The organism is Streptomyces sp. NBC_01216, from assembly GCF_035994945.1.
Classification (GTDB): Bacteria; Actinomycetota; Actinomycetes; order Streptomycetales; family Streptomycetaceae; genus Streptomyces.
On record NZ_CP108677.1, the window covers coordinates 3308325 to 3324393 of the forward strand.

The 16069-nt window shown below is 69.9% G+C and carries 17 protein-coding genes and 1 pseudogene; 8 read left to right on the forward strand and 10 right to left on the reverse strand.

All coding sequences use genetic code 11. From position 1 onward, the window contains the following. Positions 1-31: 31 nt before the first annotated feature. The 3 genes from OG393_RS14425 to OG393_RS14435 all read right to left on the reverse strand — a co-directional run bounded on the left by OG393_RS14425 (position 32) and on the right by OG393_RS14435 (position 2795). A complete protein-coding gene (locus OG393_RS14425) occupies positions 32-1798 on the reverse strand; it encodes a tyrosine-type recombinase/integrase (RefSeq protein ID WP_327375058.1) in 1767 nt (588 codons plus the stop codon). Beyond that, positions 1795-2091: a helix-turn-helix domain-containing protein gene (locus tag OG393_RS14430; protein WP_327375059.1), complete on the reverse strand. Its 297-nt coding sequence runs from the start codon at positions 2089-2091 to the stop codon at positions 1795-1797. The genes OG393_RS14425 and OG393_RS14430 overlap by 4 nt, the downstream gene beginning before the upstream one ends. A 164-nt stretch (positions 2092-2255) precedes the next feature. Next, positions 2256-2795, reverse strand: coding sequence for a helix-turn-helix transcriptional regulator (locus tag OG393_RS14435; protein WP_327375060.1), 540 nt, complete (start codon positions 2793-2795; stop codon positions 2256-2258). Positions 2796-3076: 281 nt separating this feature from the next. On the opposite strand from OG393_RS14435, the pseudogene OG393_RS14440 reads away from it, so the two are divergent. From OG393_RS14440 to OG393_RS14465, 6 genes and pseudogenes are all read left to right on the forward strand, one after another. Beyond that, a pseudogene (locus tag OG393_RS14440) lies at positions 3077-4595 on the forward strand (DnaB-like helicase N-terminal domain-containing protein). 251 nt (positions 4596-4846) lie between these two features. Continuing rightward, positions 4847-6196 (forward strand): hypothetical protein, encoded by a 1350-nt coding sequence (locus OG393_RS14445; RefSeq protein ID WP_327375061.1) that lies wholly within the window; start codon positions 4847-4849, stop codon positions 6194-6196. A gap of 362 nt (positions 6197-6558) precedes the next feature. Continuing rightward, complete coding sequence (locus OG393_RS14450; protein ID WP_327375062.1) at positions 6559-6849, forward strand: mobilization protein; 291 nt, start codon at positions 6559-6561, stop codon at positions 6847-6849. Beyond that, the gene (locus OG393_RS14455; RefSeq protein WP_327375063.1) at positions 6846-8561 is read left to right on the forward strand and encodes a relaxase/mobilization nuclease domain-containing protein; all 1716 of its coding nucleotides are present in this window, start codon (positions 6846-6848) and stop codon (positions 8559-8561) included. The genes OG393_RS14450 and OG393_RS14455 overlap by 4 nt, the downstream gene beginning before the upstream one ends. 113 nt (positions 8562-8674) lie before the next feature. Continuing rightward, positions 8675-9034, forward strand: a complete 360-nt coding sequence (locus OG393_RS14460; RefSeq protein ID WP_327375064.1) for a hypothetical protein — start codon at positions 8675-8677, stop codon at positions 9032-9034. A gap of 463 nt (positions 9035-9497) precedes the next feature. Continuing rightward, a complete protein-coding gene (locus tag OG393_RS14465; RefSeq protein WP_327378427.1) occupies positions 9498-10040 on the forward strand; it encodes a nucleotidyltransferase domain-containing protein in 543 nt (180 codons plus the stop codon). 170 nt (positions 10041-10210) lie between these two features. On the opposite strand, the gene OG393_RS14470 is transcribed toward OG393_RS14465, so the two are convergent. The 6 genes from OG393_RS14470 to OG393_RS14495 all read right to left on the reverse strand — a co-directional run bounded on the left by OG393_RS14470 (position 10211) and on the right by OG393_RS14495 (position 14106). Beyond that, positions 10211-10573: a hypothetical protein gene (locus OG393_RS14470; protein ID WP_327375065.1), complete on the reverse strand. Its 363-nt coding sequence runs from the start codon at positions 10571-10573 to the stop codon at positions 10211-10213. Positions 10574-10592: 19 nt separating this feature from the next. Then, positions 10593-11180 carry a class IV adenylate cyclase gene (locus OG393_RS14475; protein ID WP_327375066.1) on the reverse strand — a complete coding sequence of 196 codons (588 nt, stop codon included), beginning with the start codon at positions 11178-11180 and terminating at the stop codon, positions 10593-10595. 16 nt (positions 11181-11196) lie between these two features. Beyond that, a complete protein-coding gene (locus OG393_RS14480; RefSeq protein WP_327375067.1) occupies positions 11197-11853 on the reverse strand; it encodes a class I SAM-dependent methyltransferase in 657 nt (218 codons plus the stop codon). After that, complete coding sequence (locus OG393_RS14485) at positions 11771-12412, reverse strand: AAA family ATPase (protein ID WP_327375068.1); 642 nt, start codon at positions 12410-12412, stop codon at positions 11771-11773. Before OG393_RS14485 ends, OG393_RS14480 begins: the two co-directional genes overlap by 83 nt. Further along, a complete protein-coding gene (locus OG393_RS14490) occupies positions 12405-13307 on the reverse strand; it encodes a radical SAM protein (RefSeq protein ID WP_327375069.1) in 903 nt (300 codons plus the stop codon). Before OG393_RS14490 ends, OG393_RS14485 begins: the two co-directional genes overlap by 8 nt. Positions 13308-13380: 73 nt before the next feature. Beyond that, positions 13381-14106, reverse strand: a complete 726-nt coding sequence (locus tag OG393_RS14495; RefSeq protein ID WP_327375070.1) for an HAD family hydrolase — start codon at positions 14104-14106, stop codon at positions 13381-13383. 94 nt (positions 14107-14200) lie between these two features. Here OG393_RS14495 and OG393_RS14500 point away from each other — a divergent pair, with 94 nt between their 5' ends. Next, positions 14201-14974: an XRE family transcriptional regulator gene (locus OG393_RS14500; protein ID WP_327375071.1), complete on the forward strand. Its 774-nt coding sequence runs from the start codon at positions 14201-14203 to the stop codon at positions 14972-14974. After that, a complete protein-coding gene (locus OG393_RS14505; RefSeq protein WP_327375072.1) occupies positions 14961-15428 on the forward strand; it encodes an NUDIX hydrolase in 468 nt (155 codons plus the stop codon). The genes OG393_RS14500 and OG393_RS14505 overlap by 14 nt, the downstream gene beginning before the upstream one ends. On the opposite strand, the gene OG393_RS14510 is transcribed toward OG393_RS14505, so the two are convergent. Beyond that, positions 15416-15979, reverse strand: a complete 564-nt coding sequence (locus OG393_RS14510; RefSeq protein WP_327375073.1) for an HD domain-containing protein — start codon at positions 15977-15979, stop codon at positions 15416-15418. The two genes, OG393_RS14505 and OG393_RS14510, sit on opposite strands and share 13 nt — an antisense overlap. Between the last annotated feature and the right edge of the window lie 90 nt (positions 15980-16069).

Consider the following 16069-nt stretch of genomic DNA (forward strand, 5'->3'; position numbering starts at 1 on the left):
ACTGGTCAGGGCTCGTCCGCTCACCGTCCGGCTACCACTCGTCGGTGTCGCCGTACTTCCCCGGGTTCTGGGCACGGTCCACAGCCTGTGCACAAGCCTCGGCGAAGGCCACCTCCACGGCAGCCTTGTCCGTACCTCGCACCTGGGCCTCGACCTCCTGGCCCGTGCCGGGGCGACGGGCCGTGCGCCAGGCTGAGGCGCGGTCGGTGTAGCGGTCGCTCTCGAACTCCCAGGCCGACACCGACCACTGCTCCGGGACGGCGGTCGCCGCGCGCTCCCCGCCGGGGAGGAACAGGGCTCGGGCGTGGAAGACCACGGCCCTCTTCGGCACACGGTCGCGGATGGCGCTCGCGCCGCCGGGACCCTGGTGTTCCCAGCGCCAGCGGTCCCATTCCTCGACCTCGGCGGTGTGGTCGGGCCAGTCCTCGCTCCACCGCGCGACGACCTCGTCGGCGTGCTCTCGGTGGAGGAAGGGGACGCGCCGTTCGCCAAGGTGAGCGACGTGTACCACCAGTTCGGCGGGGACGGGACTCTGGCCGGCCTCCGGCGCAACGCTTCCCTCGCTCTGGTCCGTACCCCACAGGAGGCCGCCGACCTTGGCGGCGGTGTCCTTGAGGACACGGCTGGTCAGATGCTGGTAACGGCGGCGCATCCGGGCGGACTTGCCCGGCTCCCAGCCCATGATGGAATCGACGACCGCGTCGGAGACGCCGAGAATAAGCAGGACGGTCGCCGCGGTGTGGCGGGCGTCGTGAAGGCGGGCATCGCGGACGCCGGCCGCCTTCAGCAGCTCCTTCCACTTGTGGTAGTCCGTGTTCGGGTTCAGGGGCTCGCCGGTGGGCGAGGTGAACACGTACCCCTTCTCCGTCCACAGGTCCCGGGCCCGGGCTCGCTCGCGTGCCTGATCCTCCTTGTGTTGGCGTAGGAGCTGGAGGAGTTCGTCGGGGGCCCCGATAGGCCGTTGGCCGGCGCGGGACTTGGCGTTCTTCGTCTCGCGCCGGGTGTTGATCTTCTGGGGGCAGAAGCCGGGCTTGCGTCCGCAGCGGTCGCCGCAGCCGTGCTTGTAGCGGGGCCGCAGCCGGCCACGGCGTACGCGGATGACGCCCAGCTCGAAGTCGACGTCCTCCCACTGCATGCCAAGGACTTCACCCTGGCGCAGGCCGAGGGCGAGCGCGATGACCCAGCGGGCGGTGTTTCGGTGCTTGGCGGCCTCGGCAAGCAGGTGCTGAACCTCCTCGACCGTGTACGGCTCGACCTCCTCCTCTTCAACCTTGGGGGCCTTGGCGATAGACGCCGGGTTCGAGGTGAGGTGCTGGCGGCGCACGGCCTCGTTGAGAGCGGTGCGGATCGTGCGGTGGGCCTGGTGGGCGGTGCCAGCGGCGCTGCCGTTTTCCTGCATCCTCTTGTAGAAGCGCTCCAGGTGCTCGGGTTCGAGCTTCTCCAGGCGGTGGGCGCCGAGGCCGGGGATGAGGTGGTGGTTCACCGCGACGCGGTAGCCGTCAATGGTGTTCTCCGAGACGTGCGCGGCGGCGATGTTCTCGACCCAGTGGGTAAGCCACGTTTTCACGGTCCAGGTCTGGCCGGCCTTGCGGATGGCGCCTTTGTCGCGCTGGCGCTCCAGCTCGCGGACGACCTTGGTGACCTCGGGTCGGGTCTTGCGGCTGACGTGGCGGCGGTCCGGGGTGCCGTCGTCCTTGACGCCGACGGTGACGCGGCCGTGCCAGCGGCCGTCTTTGCCGAGGTAGATGGTCGAGGCACCGTTGGGCTGGCGGGACTTCGGTGCGGAGGCTCGAGTCACGCGGCGGCCCCGAAGTCGGTCGCCGACAGACGGCGGGCGAGGAAGTCGTTCACCGCCTCTGCTGGGATGCGGCGCAAGCTTCCGATCTTGACGGAGGCGATCTCGCCGGAGGAGACGTACTCGTACAGCTTGGTGCGACCGATGCCGATCCGGCGGGCGGCCTCGGCGACGGTGAGGGCGACCAGGGTCGTGTCGCCGGAGGATCGCCGCTCGGCCATCAGGCTGCGCAAGGCGCCCTCGGGGACGTCCAGGAGCTGGGCTATCTGGGAAACGGGCAGGGCGGACTGCGACAAGGGGTACTCCTCCCGCCGGCATCACGGCGTCGCGGGAGCGGCAACTCCCGTCGGCCTGGCCGGTGGCGTCGTTCAGGGATGGATGGATGGTGATCGTCGGCGACGGAGGTCGCCACGCATGAGGTTTCTCGGCGTTCGTAGCGCCGGGAGAAGGCAACCGCCGGCTACTCACCGGCAGGTGGCTGCTCCTGGTTTCGCAGGTGTGCTCGGGACGGGTGCATGCTCCTCTGCAGCGCCCGTTCTTCGAGCCGGAGGAGTTCGTCGACCTGTCCTCTCTGCTCGGGTCCCTTGTCCCCGTAGGCGTTGAGTTCCATGTCGATCTCGTGCAGGTCCATCTGATTCCGGTCGATCGCCGCTCGCAGTTGGCGGTACTCCCGCGTCATCTGGACGTACTCATGGGCAAGCTGGCGGATGCGGGGTGTGGCCAGCTCTCCTGGCGGTCCGGTCAGGTCCTGCATGGTGATGTCGAAGACCTTGCAGAAGCCGAGCGCCTCGTCGAGGTTGACCCTGCGGCGCGGCTTGCCGCTCTCGATGCGCCAGATCGCCGACTGGTTGATCGGATGGCCGGCAGCGGCCATCTCCTCGGCGAGCTTCACCGTGCTCCAACCGCGGACCTCGCGCTCCAGCTTGATGCGTGCGGCGACGTGTTCCTCCGGTAGAGGACGACCGGGGCCGGCGCGCTCCGCACCTTCCTCACCGCTCATGCGCACCTCCCTTCACACGACAACCGGGTCCACTGGGGCCAGCGTCCACAACTAAACATCATTGCGGAGTGAAATGCAAGGCGTTGCGTTGCCGAAAATCTCGGCTATGGTCATAGTCCGCCGTACAGCGGTGGACGACTCCGCACACGCAAGCGGCCCCGGTGCTACGAACACCGGGGCCGAAGTAGAGGCTCCACCGCACAACCATCCATCCCTGAACGATCGAAACCGGCACCGGCCGGGGTTGCCGCCCCGTAATGGCCTGCCGGGTGAGGAGCTCTATGCCTCAGGGTACGACCCTGCCGCCCCAGACGCCATCCCGCTTCGGCGAGGACTCCACGCCGATGGAGCCTCCCTTCAACGTGGACGCCGAGTGCGCGATCCTCGGCGCCTGCATGCACCAAGCCGACGTCATTGACGCGGTCAGGCCCATCCTCGGTGACGACGCGTTCTACCGGCCCGCGCACGAAACGATCTGGCGCGCCCTCCTCGCCCAGCACCGCGAGGACAGGCCGACCGACCCGATCGTCCTCACCGAACTGCTCCAGCAGCAAGGTGACCTGCAGCGGGTCGGCGGCGCGGCCTACGTGTTCCAGCTCGCCAACGCGCCCTACGGCACCGGCAGCGCGGCGCACCACGCGGAGATCGTCCGCGAGAAGGCCGACCTGCGCCGCCTGGTGACCTCCGCCGTACGCACCCTCCAACGGGCCCAGGAGCCCGGCGCGGATCCCGAGGCGATACGCAGCGAGGCCGAAGCGGATTCGCGCCGAACGCGAGCGCGCGCTCGCCTCGGGGCAGGGGCGGCTGTCCCGCTTCGCCACCGACGGATGGTCGTTCGTCAAAGAGAGCGGCGCGGACGCCGAGCCCCTGTGGGGCACCCGCGAGAAGAGCCTCTGGGCCCCTGGCGAGAGCCTGATGATCGTCGGCGCTCCGGGCGTCGGCAAGACGACCCTGGCCCACCAGGTGATCTTCGCCCGCATCGGCTTGCAGGAGACCGTCCTGGAGATGCCCGTCGCCCCCAGCAGGCGCGTGCTCTACCTGGCGATGGACCGGCCCAAGCAGATCGCCAAGGCCATGGCCCGCCGCGTCTTCCCCACCGACGAGAAGATCCTGCGCGAGCGGCTCGTGGTCTGGGAAGGTCCCCTGCCCGCCACACTCGACAAGGAGCCCGACCTCCTCGCCGACCTCGCCGCCGCCCACCAGGCCGACACCATCGTGATCGACAGCCTCAAGGACGCGGTCAGCACGATGGTCGATGACAGCCTCGCGGTGGCCTTCCACAACGCCCGCATGCGTGCCATTCGCAACGGCGTGGAGATCCTGGAGCTGCACCACCAGCGCAAGGCCACCGCCGACGCGCCGCGCGGCCAGCGCCCCAGCCTGGACCAGGTCTACGGCTCCACCTGGTTCACCTCCGGCGCGGGCAGCGTCCTGTTCGTCACCGGCCGGGCAGGGGACCCCGCGGTCACCCTGCACCACCTCAAGACCCCTACCGGTGAAGTCGGTCCCCTGGACGTCACGCACGACCACGTGCGCGGCACCACCACCGTCGACCCCACCAAGGACCCCGCTGTCCTGCTGCGCAACGCCCCCAACGGGCTGACCGCACGCGACCTGGCGACCGTCCTCATCGGCGGGGGTGACCCCGAACGTGCCGACATCGAGAAGGCGCGACGCCACCTCAGCCGCCTCGTCGACAGCGGCCTGGCCACCAAGGCAGAGGGCATCGCCGGAGGGGTCGGAGGCGGCCAGCAGGCCCGCTACTACGCCTCCGCCCGCCACCTCACCGCCGTCGGCTGAACCTCGCACCGACCCCCGCGGAGCGTTCACGCGACCGTACACGCGGCCCCTGCGCCCGTACACCGCCGTAACCCGCTCACAGCGCACACGCTCACCGCAAAACCACAGGTAGAGCGATCACGCGAGCGTCCACGCCGTACACGCGCCCAGGCGATCACGCGCGGGGCCCCCTTTAGAAGGGGGCCCGCGTGTACGCCCCTCTCCGTGAACGCCGTGATCGCCGCCTCACCTCCCTCGGAGTAGCCCCGTACATGCCCCCTGCCACGACCGACACGCTCGCCATCGCTTCACTCCCGTACACCGATAGTCCGCTCCTGGCCGTAGCCGCCTCGGCCGTCGTCGCCGGCGGCCTGCTTGCCGGCCTGTGGTCCCGACGGTCGGGCGGCCAACGCCGCACCCACGACCGGAAGCGGCGTCTCTCGGCCGCAGTCCTCACAGCGACCGTGGCAGCGCTGGTGTGCACCGCTTACAGCGCCGACACGAGCTGGCGGTTCGCCGCCCACTACCTCGGCATGCGCAACACCGCCGAGCGCACCGCGATGTTCGCCGCCGCCGAACTCGCCCTGTTCTCGATGGCGCTGATGGCCCGCCAGAACCTGCACGGGCCGAGGCAAGCGGCCGGCCTGCCCGGAGTCCTGGTCTGGGTGATCACCGCCATGCAGACCATCCCCGCCTACGCCGAGTCCGGCCCGGTCGGCGGCACCGTGCGCGCCTTCACAGGCCCCGTGATGGCCGCCGTGCTGTGGCACCTAGCCATGGGCATCGAGCTGCGACAGCGGACCCCCGACGCCGCCTCCCGCGGGCTCGCCGCCGTCCTCACACGGCAGGCCCGCGAGCGGCTGCTCGCCCGCCTGGGGATCGTCGAGCAGGACCAGGGCGCCGCCGAGATCATCCGGGACCGGGCCACGCAGCGGGCCGTCGCCCTGGCCGCCCGCCTCGCCGAGATGCCCCCCGAACAGCGCACCAAACGGGCAGGCCGACGAACCGTGCGCCGCCTGTCCAAGGCCCTCGCCCGCTCCGGCATCGACGCCGACCCGCGCCGCAACGAGCAGCTGCTACGCCAGCTCGCCACCCGCCGCCAAGCAGCCGCCCTGGCCACCATCGACCTGCCCGGGCGCTGGACCACGCCCGTCGGGCAGCCCGCAGCACCGCCCGGCCGCTCCCGGGCGAACGCCGACGAGCGGGCAGAGGGCAACGGGCGGGCAGAAGACCGGCCCCGCCCGCACCCATCAGATCCGGGCGACGAGGAACCCCACCCGGGCGCCCGCCCGCAATCCGCCCGCCCGAATCGCACCGCCCGCTCCGGCCCGGAACCCGCAGCCCGCCCGCAAGAGGCGGCTCCGCCGCCCACGGGCAGCGGCTCGCGTACCCCACCGGGCAGGCCCGGTACGCCGAAGTCGAAGCGGCCGGGCCGCAAACCCCGCGCCTCAGACAAGATCCTCCGTGACTACGCCCACCGTCTCCACGACGAGCACGGCCGCCTGTCCCGCGACTCCCTGGAACAGGTCGTACGCGACGACGGATACAGCGTCGCCAGCGACCACGCTGGCGAGATCGTCCGCGCGGTCAAGGCCGAACTGAGCGCCTCCCGCGACGGCTGACGACCACCTGGCTCAGCCCCGCCCCTCCACACCTCCGACAGGAGACTCATGCACCACGCGCGCCACGAACCCATCACGCCCCAGCAGCAGTCGCCCACCACCCCAGCCCACGGCACAGCAAGTTGGAGGTTCGGACACTCCCCCGCTGGGGGTGCGTCCGAACCCGAGCCCGCCCCGGGGGTGGCGGGCAGCCTCCCGCGCCAGGGGGCGCGGGAGGCAGGGGCTGCGACCGGGGGCGGATCGCAGCCTGGCAGGCGCCGGGGCAAGCCCGTATCCGCGCGCCCAAGCAGCGTCCCGCGCACAGCGTCCGCCTCAGCGACGCCGAGCACGCGACCATCGCCGCCGGCGCCGAAGCGGTCGGCATGAGCATCGCCGGCTTCCTCGCCCATAGCGCCCTCGCAGCCGCCCGCGACCTCAACCGCACCGCAGCCACCATCGCCACCCGTCAGGACACCCTGACCGCCCTCTTCGCGCTCCGACGTCAGCTCGGGTACGCGAACAACAACCTCAACCAGGCCGCCCGTGCCCTCAACAGCGGCACCTACCCCGACGGCCTGGAGGACACCATCGCTGCCGTCAAACGTGCCGTCGACGACGTACGCCACATCACCGCCCGCCTCACCGACCCGAACGCCGAAGGCACTGCCACTTGATCCCCTCCATCCACAAACAGGGCCGCGACACCGCCCGCCTCCTCGCCTACCTCTACGGCCCCGGCCGCCGCGAGGAACACACCGACCCACACCTCGTCGCCTCGTTCGACGGCCTCGCCCCTGACCCTGGCCGCGACCCGAACGCCACCCTCGCCGACCTCGCCCAGCTCCTGGACGAACCCCTGCACCTCCTCGCCGAAGACACACGCCCCGCCACACACGTGTGGCATGCCTCCGTCCGCGCCGCCCCCGGTGACCGCACCCTCACCGACGCCGAGTGGGCCGACATCGCCCGCCGCGTCATCGCCGCCACCGGCGTAGACCCCGGCGACGGTGCAGGGTGCCGCTGGGCAGCCGTCCGCCACGCCGACGACCACATCCACCTCATCGCCACACTCGTCCGCGAAGACGGCCGCCGCCCCGACCACCACCGCTCCGCCAAGCGCGCCCAGGCCGAATGCCGCCACATCGAAGCTGAATACGACCTGCATCGTGTGAAGGCCGGCGACGGCACCGCCGCCAAGCGCCCCACCAGCGCCGAACGCCACAAAGCCGACCGCCGGGGCCAGCAGCGCACCCCGCGGGAGGAGCTCCGCGAGGCGGTCCGCCGCTCGGTGGCCGGCGCGGCGAGCGAAGAGGAGTTCTTCGACCGCCTCGCCGCAGCCGGCCTGCTCATCCGGCGCCGCATCGCACCGTCGGGCGACACCCTCGGCTACACCGTCGCCCTCCCCGGCGACCGCAACGCCAAGGGCGAACCCGTCTTCTACCCCGGCTCCAAGCTCGCCCCGGACCTCTCCCTGCCCCGCATCCGTGAACGCTGGACCACTCCCTCGGACGCCACCACCCAGCAGCCGACCCTGCCGCCAGTGACCGGGCCCGCGTCCGCACGCCGACGCGCCACCAACGCCGCCTGGCAGGCACTGCTCGTCATCGACCACGGCGACGACGGCATGGCCGCCGCCCAGATCGCCGCCACAGGGGAAGTCCTCGACGCCCTCGCCAAGACCTCCGCCGCCCACACCCGCCACGAACTACAAGCCGCCGCCACCGCGTTCGAACGCGCCTCCCGCTCCCACATGCGCGCTGCACGAGGCCACGACCACGCCCTTCGCCAAGCCGCTCGCGACCTCGTCCACAGTGGCTCGGCCTTCGGCCGCGGAGAGGACGGCGCCACCACGGCCATGGCGCTCGACATGCTGATCTTCCTCGCCGTCGCCGCCGCGAACTGGCACGCCAAGAAGCAGCACGCCCAGCAGGCCGAGGCCGCCCACCGGGCCGCCGCACACCTGCGCGCCGCCTACGAGGCCGCCGCCAGCCAGCCCATGGCCCTGCTCCACCAACGGGGAAGCCGCCTGGCCCCAGCCTGGCAACGCCACCACACCGCCGCCGTACGCCAAGCCCTGCCCGAACTTGCCGACCGCATCCTCGCCGAACCCGGCTGGCCCGCCCTCGCAGCCACCCTCAACGAAGCGCAGACCGCCGGCCACAATCCCACCACCCTGCTCACCCAGGCAGCCGCCCGACGGGAACTGGACACGGCGGAACGCACGACCGACGTGCTCGTGTGGCGGCTACGGCGAATGGCTGGCCTCCCCGCTGATCCTCAGAACTCCCGGGGCCAGCGAGCCAGCGGAAACCGCTCTGTCTCGTCGCCGGAACAGGCAGCGCAAATCGGGACCAGGCCCGTGAATAGCTCCCCGCGGCGACGCTGAACCGCAAAACCGAGCCGACAAAAGTAGCCGACGATCCCCGGTTAGGCTAACCGGGGATTCTCCAGACCATGGGTACATCGGCGCCCACCACCGCCCCGCCAAGGAGAACCCCTTTGCCCGCATCCACCCCTCGCCCCCACGTCATGGCCCTTCTCTTCGACACGGACTTCAATCGACCCTGGGGTGCCCGCACCTTCCGCCACCTCGACGGACGCCCCTTCACCGACGAGGAACAGGGCCTCGCCGACGACGCCACCCTCGAAGAACTCCAGGCCGCCGGGGTCCACGACCCCGAGGCCGGAGCCGAGGCCAAGGCCGCTGCGCACCAAATGGCCGAGCTCCTGTTCAAGTACGTCCTCCCGCACCGTGAAGCCCTCATCCCCTTCATGACCCACGAGGACATGCTCGAGTACGGCCGGTTGGAGACCATCGTCGCTGCGGGCGCCCACCGCCTCCGCCCTCACAAGGACTGAGCACACAGGCACGGCACCAGCTCAAGAACCGGCGGCCGGTGGTCGGCAGTGCTCCCCACCACCGGCCGCACCCCGTCGTCCGGCCGGACGGCCCCGCTCAAGTCAGACCGCGAGACCACGTGTCCCAGCCGCCGTCATCGCCGACCACCGTGAGCTGGTCGCCGAGCTGTTCGTAAGCTCCGGCCTAGGGACAGGCCAGGTGTAGCGGCAGCCGGCCTCAGGGGACAAAGGTCGTGAGACAGCACTGCCGTCCCCACAGAAACCCTGTGCGCGCAGCGAGCAAATTACTGATAGTTGCTGCATGGATGCGATTGACGCTGCGTGTGCCGTTGTAGAGGAACACCACCCTGACGCTCGGGCTGCGTTCCTGGGAGGCAGCGTCGTGACGGGCCGCCGCACGGCGATGTCAGACCTGGACATCGTGGTACTGCTCCACTGAGCTCCAGCCCCGTACAGGGCAAGCCTGAGGAACAACGACTGGCCGGTGGAGCTGTTCGTGCATACCGAAGCGACCTGGCACGCGTACGTCGAGCGGGAAGTACGCAAGCGCCGGTCGCCGCTGCTCTGGATGTGTGCCGACGGGCTGCTGCTCTTCGACACCGATGGAGTCGGGGCGCACCTCGCCGCTGAGGCCCGGAAGCTGGCCGCCGCGGGACCACCCATGGCGTCGGCCGAAGAAATCGATGACTGCCGCTACGCGATCACCGACCTGCTCGACGACCTCGCGGGGAGCACCGCCCAGAGCGAGCAGTTGTTCATCGCCACCGAACTGGTACGACGGACCGGCGAATTGGCGCTCACCATCAGCGGATCTTGGGGTGGAGGCGGGAAGTGGCTGGCACGCCGCCTTGAGACCGCGGCACCGGGACTCAGCACGCGCCTGCACCTCGGCCTACGCGAGGTGTTGGACGGGCGGATAGAACCCCTCGTGGCCGTCGTGGACGAGGTGGTGGCCCAGGTCGGCGGCCGGTTGTGGGTCGGCTACAAGCGCGGTGGAACGCCATGAATGATCTCGTAAGGCGAGGGAGTCGAGCATCCACCAGCTCCGCCGAGATCGTGATTACTGCCCTTGCAGGGCCGGACGACGGCTGCGGCGTACTCGTAGAGTGAGGCCCGCCCTGGTCACGGGGCTCATGCCGCGGGGGACGGCAGGCACTTCCGAGCCAGGGCGGGGGCTTAACTTCGGCGGAGGAACCTGCTGTGGCCCCGATGCCTGCCGGTACGCCGTGCGGAGGGTGGTTCCAGGGCGGGGGTCTCGCTCGGCCGGTCAGGGCGAACCGGTTCATCCTTGCTGAGGATGGACTGCCAGACCCGTTCCTGGAGCACACGGATGCACGCGCCGCACGCGTACATGGGCGCCTGGGCGCCGGCGACGCTCGCTGGGCCGATCCACAGGACACGGGTCCACTGCTGGCCGCAGTAGAGCCAGCAGAAGCCGTCGACCCACTTGTTGGCGTCGTCCGTGGTTGCCGGCGCGGGCAGACCTCCGCGGGCGAACTCGGGAATCACCCTGTGCGGTAACGCGACTTCCGTAAGCATCACTTGTCCGCCTTCGGGATCAACGGCTTCGGACCGTCGCGGAGGGGGCCTCCTGCTTCTCGGCATCGGCGAAGAGGAGGGTGGGCTCGGCGAGGATGTCGCGTCCCGCCTCGCTCTTGTAGATCTCGTCGACGCTGCCGAACCGGGCGTCGGAGTAGTCGAGGTCGAGCAGGGCCGCCGCCTGCCGGACGGATGCCTCGTCGGGTCCCTCGATCTCCAGGAAGGTGGGGAGGTCGGGCCAGGTGTCGAAGTCGAAGGCGACCTCGCCCAGGCGCCACTCCTCGCGGTAGTTCTCCTGGTAGCGGACCTCGGTGAGGCCGAGGTGGCGGAGGATGTCGGCCATGGCGTGCAGGTCGGTGACCTCGGTCTCGATCTCGGTCGTGCCGTCGATCGTGGTGGCGTCGGTGACCTGCTTGAGCGTGAGCGTCGAGCGGGTGCCCTCGTCCCGCAGGCGGAGCCACGCACCGCCGTCGAGGGCGTCGTTCTCGAAGATCTTGCGGGTGAGGAGGGTCCGCGGGAACGCCTGGACGGCGCCGAGCGTGGTGAGCTTGGCCTGAAGGTCGGCGACGTCGACGGCCAGGAACTTCGCCTCGTACTCGTGCTTCATGAGTCCTTCTTCCGTATCAGTGGGGGAGGGTGGACGTACGGGCCGCGAGGAACAGGCCCATCCGGTGGGTGTGGTCCTGGAGCTGGCCGATGTGTGCCCGCTCGGTGAACTCGTTCGTGCGCAGCGTCAGCAGCACGTTCCAGTCGCCGATGAAGTGGTGCCGCAGGCGTTCGGGGGAGGTGTAGTGCTCGACCAGGTGGTGGCGTTTCTCGACGGGCATCATGAACTCCGCGCCGAACAGCCCGCCCGGACGGACCAGACGCTGCATGCGATCGACGAACTCGGCGAGCGGGCGATGGTGGTTGGCACTGTAGTGCCATGAACAGCTCGTCCAGACTGCGTCGCACGGGATGTTCAGGGGCTCGCCCTGTAGGAAGTCCTCCTCTACGACCCGTACGCGGTCGTGGAGTTCTTCGAGTTTCAGCCGGTCGATCAGGCCCAGCGCGTGGGCGTGATTGTCACCCGGGAGGTGGACCTCTCCACCGTGCAGGGCGAGCGCGTCGCGTTCGATGGCGAGGACGCGGTATCCGGCGGCTGCGAGCGGCAGGACGAACTTTCCGTCGCTCGCGCCGACGACCGCGACAGTGGCGTCAGGGGCAACCCGCTCCTTCAGCGTGGCGAGGAACTGGGGGAAGAAGGTGAGGGTGTGCTCCCACAGGCTCTGTGTCTGCACGGGAGTGCGCTCCTTGCGTGTCGGTGGCGACGATCGCCTGGAGGACCTCGTCGGGGCTGAGGTCCGTGGTGTCCACGCGGTGCATCGGGAACGGGGCGTAGGCGTCGGTCACCCGGTCCGTGACGGTCTCGACGAGGGCGTCCCAGTGGGAGACCGGCTTGTCCCGCGAGGCGAGGCGGCGCTGGCGCTCGTCCTCGGCGCAGACGAGGTGGTAGGTGACGGGCTGGGGCAGGGCGGGCGGCAGTGTGATGCCGAGGCCGGCTCCGAGGGCGCGGTGGTTGGCCAGGCAGCGGGCGAAGTAGCTCTCCACGACGACGGGGACGCCGGCCGTCAGGTGGCGCCGTATCTCGTCGGCCGCGGTGAACAGCGCGGAGAGGTAGAAGCACATCCGCGCCTCGACATTCCTCCGCTTGTCCACCTCACGCCTCAAGGGCTGGAAGAAGGGTGGCACGGTGGGGACGAGGACGGCTTCGCGGGCCTCGGCCAGCATCGGCGCGATAGTCGACTTCCCCGTGCCCCGTAAGCCTTCGAGGCTCTCGAACAGCGGGTTGTCAGGCACGGGCGTACACCACGTCCGGCACCGCGAGCGTGAGCTCGTCCGTGGCGGAGGGCCGGTGGACGATGTGGTTGGCGGACTTCTCGTACCAGAACGCGTGCGAGTCCTTGCCGACGGCCTTGCAGGACATGGTGAGCGCGCCGCGCGGGTCGGCCTCGATCCGTTCGATCTCACCCGGGCCGTCGGCCGGCGCGCAGATCTCCGGGGCGCCGTGCTCGGACAGGTCCTCGTCGACGATGACCTCGATGGACAGGTCGGCCGTCTGGAGTTCCTCGCGGAGCCTGCTGTAGGCCGTCGAGTCGGTGACCAGCAGTTCCGGGTGCTCAGCGGCGTTGCCGACCGCCCGCAGGTGGTGCAGTTTCAGTTGACGCACCCCGAAGCGCGTGAGGGTACGTGCCAGGGGCAGCACTTCGTTGATGTTCTGGGAAGTGACCGTCATGGTGACCCCAGTGGGGACACCGAGCCGTCGGGCGAGGGCGAGGGCTTCGAGCGCGCTCTGGTAGCTGCCGACCTTGCGGATACGGTCGTTGGTCGAGCCGATCCCTTCCAAGGAGACGCGCAGCAGGTCCAGGTGGGGAGCGATCTCGGTCAGGCGGCGCTCGATCCGGTACCCGTTGGTGCAGATCTCGACCTGCTGGCCGAGTTCCTCCTTGGCGTGGCGGACGACCTGGGCGAGGTCCCTGTAGACGAACGGCTCCCCGCCGAGCAGCGTGACGGCCTCGGTGCCGTACTGCTCGCGCATCAGCGTGATGATGTTGATGGCCTGCTCGGCGGTGAAGGCGTCGGCGTGCTGGAGCCTCTTGCCGTGGAAGCAGTGGTCGCACTCGAAGTTGCAGCGGTACAGCAGCTGGAGGTAGAGCATCCGGATCTTCCGGATCCCGGTGACTTCGCCGATCACGTGGGCTCCTTGGGCTGGTTGCCTGATGGGAGCCCTGATAGTGGCCGAGCGTCCGGGGACCGCGTCACCGCGTCTAGGGACAGCCCAAGGACGTCCTGGGACGTTTTCCGTGCACCGCGAAGGTCTCCAGGATTTCCAGGAGTTCTGCGGTGTCCGAGAGATCCGACAGGACCACGGACGCGCCGGCGGCGGCCAGCTCCTCGGAGCTGTGGATGCCCGAGGCGACGGCGATGATCCCGGAGTCCGTGGCGAGGGCGGCCTCGACATCTCGCGGTGTGTCCCCCACCAGCACGGCGGGCACGTCGGCCGCCACGTCGTGGAGCCGCCGGGCCCGCTCGCGGGCCACCGCTACAAGGTCGGGACGGAGCTCAGCGTCAGCGCCGTAAGCGCCAGCGGACAGGTCCAGCAGGGGATCGAGACCGAAGGCGGACAGCTTCACACGGGCGTTAGCGGCGATGTTGCCGGTCAAGACCGAGGACACCCAGTCGTCATGTGCCGAGGCCGCCTTGAGCGCCTCGCGCACGCCTGGAAGAGCGGTCCCCCGTAGCCGGAGATCGTCGAGGCGCTCCTCCCCAGCATGGGCTAGGGCGGCCTCGACAGCGGGCCAGTCCGGCTCGGGCAGACCGTCCCGAAGGAACATGTCGCGCAGGATCAGGCGATCCGTACGCCCCTCGGTTCGTGCCGGCCCAGTTGGCTGACGTCCCGCGAGGGCCGCGAAAGCGGCGGCGTAGATCTCCTTGCTCACCCCCGCGTTCTCGATGAGGGTGTGGTCGATGTCCCACAGGACGATGAGCTCCATGCCGCCAGGGTAGGTACCTGACGCGACAGAGGTCCCACAAGAACGTCCCATAACGTCCTTGCGTGATCACGCCGGGCACCGCTTCCATAGCTCTGTGAACGACCGACTGCACTCCGTGCTCGCCCAGCGCGGCGTCTCACCCGAATCGCTCGCGGAAGTCTGCGAGGTGGACCCCAAGACGGTAAGTCGGTGGCTCGGCGGGCGCGTTCCCCACCCACGCCACCGCTTCCGGGTCGCTCGCCACCTGAGGGTGGAGGAGACGTTCCTCTGGCCCGCCCCGCCACGGCGGGCCGCGCGGTCCGGTGGGGGATTAGGTGCCGAGCTCGTCGGCACCTACCAGAACCGCGCGAGTGTCCCGCGGGACATGTGGATCTCCCTGCTCCGGGAAGCCCGAGAGGAGATCGGCGTCCTCGTCTTCTCCGGCACCTTCTTCGCGCAGTCCAACCCGCACGTCGCCAAGATGCTCGCCGAGCAAGCTTCCGGCGGCGTCCGAGTACGGCTGTGCTTCGGCGACCTCGAGGGGCAGGCGGTCGTCATCCGGGGCCGAGAAGAAGGCATCGGCGACACACTGGCCGCCAAAATCAGGGCCTCCCTGACGTACTACCGCCCGCTCCTGGCCGAGGCCGGATGCGAGGTGCGGCTGCACGACACCACCCTCTACACGTCTCTGTTCCGCTACGACGACAACCTGCTGGTCAACCCGCATGTGTGGGGTCAGCCGGCCAGCGCCAACCCCCTGCTCCACCTCAACAAGGTTGACGACACGGGGTGGTTCGCCAACTACGCTCAAAGCTTCGAAGCCGTCTGGGCCGGCGCGCGGCCCTGGACACCCGACCAGGAGGGAACCGCCGCACATGGGCAGGACTGAGTATTACAACGACCCCGCCGCCCCGAAGGCGAACACCCTCATCCCCGCCAGCAACCTGCTCGTCGTCGACGACAACGGTGCCATCCTTCTTCAGCGCCGTCGCGACACTGGCCAGTGGGCTCTCCCGGGCGGTGCTCAGGACATCGGCGAGACCGCCGCTCAGTGCGCGGTGCGGGAGTGCCTGGAGGAGACCGGCATCGTCGCCGAGATCACTGGATTCCTCGGCGTCTACACCAACCCGAACCACATCGTCGCCTACACCGACGGTGAGATCCGCCAGCAGTACGAGAACACGTACATCGGCCGCCCCGTCGGCGGTGAGCTCACCATCAACGACGAGGCCGATGGCGTCCGCTTCGTCCAGCCGGCCGACCTCGACGAGTTCGACATCCACGCCAGCATGCGCCAGCAGATCGGCGACTACCTCGCCGGCACCTACCCCTACCTGGGCTGAGCCGCCAACGCCGCCTCCACCTGCTCTACGGCGGCGAAGATCTCAGGCGCCGCCCGACGGATGAACCGCCCGACGATGCTGTCGGCTCCGTAGCGGCCGAGGATCTCCGCGACCCGTTCCTGCGCGGTGGTCCGGCGGCCGTCGGGCGTGGTCCTCATGTCGCAGTAGACCAGCGCGTCGACCAGCAGTGGCTCCTCCAGCAGCGGGAACTCCGCCGCGAGTTCTTCCCGGAGCCCACGCTCCTCGGCCTCCAGCAACGCGAACGAGTGGTTCGCTACCAACCGCACCAGCCGCTCATCAGCGCCGTGAACGTCACGTAGAAACCGGGCGCCGTCGAGCGGGTGGAACCCCGTCGCGGCCAGCCGGGGCGCGTACCCCACGTCATGCAACGTGGCGGCGGCGACCAGCAGGTCGGCATCCTTCCCCAAGATCCGCCCGACCTCGGCCGCTCGGGCTGCGACTCCTTGGCTGTGCGCCCATCGCCGGGGGAGCGCATCACCGAGCTCAACCTCCGCGACCCGCCTGGCCCAGTCCACCATCACCTCGTCCATGGCCCACTACATGCCCTGAAGGAGTGGCTGCCAGTCGTACTGGCTCTCGACCTGCAGGCGGAAGCGGGAACATCACCATTCTGCTTGTAG

Excerpts from the sequence above, each read along its gene's own strand:
- OG393_RS14470 (WP_327375065.1), bottom strand. The coding sequence starts at position 10,573 with ATGCTTACGGAAGTCGCGTTACCGCACAGGGTGATTCCCGAGTTCGCC.
- OG393_RS14505 (WP_327375072.1), top strand. The coding sequence starts at position 14,961 with ATGGGCAGGACTGAGTATTACAACGACCCCGCCGCCCCGAAGGCGAAC.
- OG393_RS14510 (WP_327375073.1), bottom strand. The coding sequence starts at position 15,979 with ATGGACGAGGTGATGGTGGACTGGGCCAGGCGGGTCGCGGAGGTTGAG.
- OG393_RS14450 (WP_327375062.1), top strand. The coding sequence starts at position 6,559 with ATGAGCATCGCCGGCTTCCTCGCCCATAGCGCCCTCGCAGCCGCCCGC.
- OG393_RS14495 (WP_327375070.1), bottom strand. The coding sequence starts at position 14,106 with ATGGAGCTCATCGTCCTGTGGGACATCGACCACACCCTCATCGAGAAC.
- OG393_RS14445 (WP_327375061.1), top strand. The coding sequence starts at position 4,847 with ATGCCCCCTGCCACGACCGACACGCTCGCCATCGCTTCACTCCCGTAC.
- OG393_RS14475 (WP_327375066.1), bottom strand. The coding sequence starts at position 11,180 with ATGAAGCACGAGTACGAGGCGAAGTTCCTGGCCGTCGACGTCGCCGAC.
- OG393_RS14435 (WP_327375060.1), bottom strand. The coding sequence starts at position 2,795 with ATGAGCGGTGAGGAAGGTGCGGAGCGCGCCGGCCCCGGTCGTCCTCTA.